Origin of the sequence: Streptomyces echinoruber (genome assembly GCF_014651135.1) — a bacterium.
GTDB lineage: Bacteria > Actinomycetota > Actinomycetes > Streptomycetales > Streptomycetaceae > Streptomyces > Streptomyces echinoruber.
Map to the genome: position 1 here is coordinate 1 of NZ_BMWH01000064.1, position 4,214 is coordinate 4,214.

The 4,214-nt window shown below is 67.1% G+C and carries 3 protein-coding genes and 1 pseudogene; all 4 read left to right on the forward strand.

The annotated features are described in order from the left end of the window. The first annotated feature begins 416 nt into the window (after nt 1–416). Nucleotides 417–818 (forward strand): DUF6507 family protein, encoded by a 402-nt coding sequence (locus tag IE225_RS32330; RefSeq protein WP_190061236.1) that lies wholly within the window; start codon nt 417–419, stop codon nt 816–818. Continuing rightward, the gene (locus IE225_RS32335; RefSeq protein ID WP_190061237.1) at nt 815–3,055 is read left to right on the forward strand and encodes a hypothetical protein; all 2,241 of its coding nucleotides are present in this window, start codon (nt 815–817) and stop codon (nt 3,053–3,055) included. Before IE225_RS32330 ends, IE225_RS32335 begins: the two co-directional genes overlap by 4 nt. Beyond that, nucleotides 3,036–3,674 carry a pentapeptide repeat-containing protein gene (locus tag IE225_RS32340; protein WP_190061238.1) on the forward strand — a complete coding sequence of 213 codons (639 nt, stop codon included), beginning with the start codon at nt 3,036–3,038 and terminating at the stop codon, nt 3,672–3,674. Before IE225_RS32335 ends, IE225_RS32340 begins: the two co-directional genes overlap by 20 nt. Nucleotides 3,675–3,733: 59 nt before the next feature. Continuing rightward, nucleotides 3,734–4,214 (forward strand): annotated as a pseudogene (locus IE225_RS32345) (DUF6177 family protein); the annotation flags it as partial.

Here is a 4,214-nt window from a genome sequence, read left to right on the forward strand (position 1 = left end):
GCCGGCCCGGCCGATCCCCCACTGGTACGTCCACGTGCCGTCGCGCGGATCCAGGATCAGGTAGTGCAGGTAGTGGGGGATGCCCATGGCGGGACAGTCGCGGGTCTTGTGGTCGTAGTCGTTGAACTGCGGAGGAGGCGGCTGGAGGGACTACCGAGGAGACTGCCGAGGAGAGCCGGCCTCGCTTCCGGGAAGACCGGGTTCAGGTCATGGTCGATGACGGGCACGCACGGGAACTGCTCTGCTCAGACACCCGCGTGCGCCAGGCGAAGCCGATCGACCCGCCGGATACGGCCACTTGACGGCGACATCACGTCGTATCGCGTTGCGTCCACAATCCTCCACACGAGATCATGTTCGGCGAACGTTTGACCGAACCCGGCCCAATGGGGCCTGCCGAAACGGGGGTTGACGGCGTGACGGGGTGGGACATCGACGTGGCCGGAGTGCGCGGCGTCCTGAGGAAGACGGGCACCGCCGCGAAGAACCTGTCGGACACGGGCACGGCGATGCAGGGGAACCTGGAGGAGGCGGCGTCCGCCGCGGGCACGCTCACCAGCCAGTACGGGCCCTACACCAGCACGGCCGGCGTGGTCGGCTCGGCGCTGGGCGAGTTCCTGCAGCACTGGAGCCGGGACCTGGTCTACATCGCCAAGCGCGCGTCGCGGTCGCTGAACGGGGCCGCCGAGGCCACCGGCCACTACGTCCAGGGCGACCTGGAACTGGCAGCCAACGCACAGCACCAGGCGGCCAAGGAGCCGAAGGTGGACCTGCCGGGAGTGAGCGGGAACGGCGGCCGGACCGGGGGCCGGGGATGAGCGACGAAGCGACACTGATCGACCCGTCCGGGATACCGCACTTCATCGGCGACCTGTCCACGCTGGACACCGATGTGATGCTGCTGACGGCCAACGCGGCCCAGTTCCGTGCCTCGGGCGCGGACGTGCACACCACCTTCCAGGAGCTGTCCGCCTTCTACCGCGCCCCGGAGGCGCACGAGCTGTTCTCCTCCACACAGCCGGTGAAGAGCAAGGCGGACGCGTTCGCCGACGCCCTGGAGAAGGTGACCTCGGCTCTGTCCGAGTACGCCTCCACGGTCAAACCGCTGGTCGAGCGGCTGGAGTCGCTCAAGGCGGAGGCCACGACGTTCGTGAACTCCGTCTCCGGCGACGACGACTGGCGCACGGACCACGGCAAGGTCGAGACCAACAACCGCCTCTGGCGCGAGGTCAACCACACGGTCGCCGCCTTCCAGGCCGCCGAGCGCACCTGCCACAACAAGATCACCGCCCTGGTCGGCGGCACGACGCTCACCGTCGACGACGGCTCGCACCGCAAGAACACGTACGGCTACCGGGCCGAGGACCTCGACCACGCCGCGGAGACCCCCTGGGGCGCGCCCGCCGAGCAGGAGTACGAGGGCTGGGACTGGGTGACCCACCAGGCCGGACAGCTCTGGGACGGTTTCTGGACCGACGGGGTGATGGGCACCATCCACGGCCTGGGCACCCTGGTGGGCGCGGACGGCTGGGACGCGGCGGGCGAGGCCTGGAAGAACCTCGCCAAGCTGGGCACCGCTTCGGCCCTCACCAGCGCCACCCTCGGCACGTGGTGGCTGGTGCCCGACGACAAGCTCCCCTCCTGGCTGCGCGACTCGCGCACCGTCTACAAGCAGACCGTCAAGGGACTCGTCGCCTGGGACACCTGGAAGACCAATCCGTCCCGCGCGGCCGGCGCCGTCGGCTTCAACGTGCTCGGCCTGCTGGGCACCGACGGAGTCGGAGCAGCAGCCTCCGGCACCGGCAAGACCGCCGCGGTGGCCCGCGCCCTGTCGGTCGCGGGCAAGGTCGGCCGGGCCGTCGATCCCCTCACCTACGTCGGCAAAGCGGGCAAGTTCGCCTTCGTCAAGGTGAGTGACGCCTTCACCCGGCTCAGGAACGTCAACCCGACCGCTCCGCTGGACGCGGCGGCCATCGGCGGCAGGTACACGCCGTCCGACCACCCGATCCCGCCCGCCGAGCGCCCCGCCTCCCTACCCGAGCACGCCGCCGAATACATCGACGACGCGGGCGAGCGCGTCTACCTCGACACCAAGACCGGCGACGTCCTCAACGCCGACGGCACCCTCCGCCAACACGTCGGTGAAGCCCCGCACGAACTCTCCGCGAAGGACCACGCCGAACTCAATTCCGCCGACCGCGCCGACCGCTCGGAGGAACCGGTCGGGTCCGGTGCTCGGGCTGAGCACGTACAGGGAGGCGGCTCCGGCGATCGCCTCACCAGTGGAGCAGGTGGAACGGCCCACGAGCACGGCCCCGGCCCGTCCGCCGGCCACGAGCCGCCTTCCCATCACGCTGAAGGCCGTCCGTCCGAACTCGGCCCCGGCAGCCATGAAGACTCAGGCGGAACCGGACACGGCGACCAAACGGCAGGCCACGGGCACGAAAACCCGGCAGACAGTCGCGATCACACACCGGGTGGCACGGACAGCCCCGGCAGCAGCCCAGGGGATGCCGGTGCGGGAACAGGGCCGCACGCGCCGCGTGCCAATGAACCGTTGCCCGAGATGACCCCTGAGGAGCGCGCCGCGCACTGGGACCACCTCGATAGGGTCGAGCAGCGGAACTTGGAGGACTTTGACGCGCTGAAGCACGACCCGGACCATGGAAACAAGGTGAGGGATTCATCGGAGGACGAGGCGCGAGTGGGACTGGATCTTCGCGAGCAGGGACGTCTACCCCATGACATCCAGCGACCCTCGGAGGCCGCCCTCGGCGAGTTCTATTCCCCGAGCACAGGCCGGTATTATGACATAAAGGGAGTGCATTCAGATTGGCCCCCTTTCAATGACGTGCGCGATAAGTCGCAGCCATTTAGCGGCGCATACAATCCGGCAAACAACGAACGGTGGGTTAAGAAACTGCGCGGTCAAATCGTCAAGAAGAAGCGGATCGTGATCCTGGACGTCAGGAACGCAAATCAGGCAGCGATCGATGACATCAAGTCGATCGTCGAAAAGAACGGCTGGGAAGACAATGTCATCTGGTACCCGTAACGGCTGGGTTCCCGCTAGGCTTCCGCAAGACGAAGCTGCTGCGCGGCGACTTCAAGAGTGGCTGAAAGAAGAGGGTGGCCTGGACGCCGCTGGGCTTGATTTGAGCGGAGCAGACCTTTCTTACGGAGACTTCTCTGAATCATTGTTCACTGAAGCGAAGCTGGTAAATGTAAAGTTGGTAGAGGCCGATCTTTACCGATCGGACGCTCAAGGTGCGGATTTCACGGGAGCCGACCTGACGCGCTGCTGTCTGGTACGCGTCAATATGGACGACGCCATCTTGAAGCACACGGTTTTGGACGGGGCGGATCTGGTTAAAGCGTCGCTGTACGCGGTCGACGCCTCAGGAGCGAGCTGTCGCGGTGCCAAGTTCATGGGGGCCGATCTATTCGAAGTCAATCTCTGCGGCGCTAACCTGTGCGGCGCCGTTTTTAAAGAAAACTCATTCGAGGTGACACTGGATGAGGAAACCAAACTGGAAGGCGCAAGCGGAACGGTGTTCGGTCCGGCGCTCATAGTTGAAGGGAAAACGACTCGTGAGCTGTCCGGTGACGCGCTGGAACAATGGATTCGCAGCAGAGGAGGGAATCTGCGTGTCATCAGTCCACTCGGGGAGTGAACTGATGGCAGAACGCAGGAAGTGGCATCTCGCGCTATACAACCGCCGGAGACCCCCGCATGACCAAGGACGTCATTGCCCTCACCCCGAAGATGCCGGACACCCGTTCCCTGCTGGCCGGTTTCTTCGCGGGCGGACCCGAGCTGGGTCTGGTCGCCGGCCAGGACGGGGCCGTCGTTCGGCTGTGCGCGCCCACCGGCCGTCCCCTGGTCGCCGTGGAGGCCCCGCTGCTCGTCCACACGCCGGGTGAGGCGGAGCGTCTCCTCGGTCCCGAGGTGTCCGCTCCCGCGCCGCCCTACTGGTGGACGGAGACCCGCGCCACGACCGCCGCCCCGGAAGCCGGGCAGCTCGCGGGCTCGGTCTGCGGACGCCTGACGACCCTGCTGGGCGGCACGGTGTGGCCACGCGGCGCCGCCACGACCCGCACCGTCTCCGTCCCCGACGACCCGCAACCGGAATCGGAGGAGCAGGACGCCCGCGCCGCCCTATCCGTCGACGTCCTGACCGAGTCGATGGCCGTCGTCCTCTCCGACCGTCCCG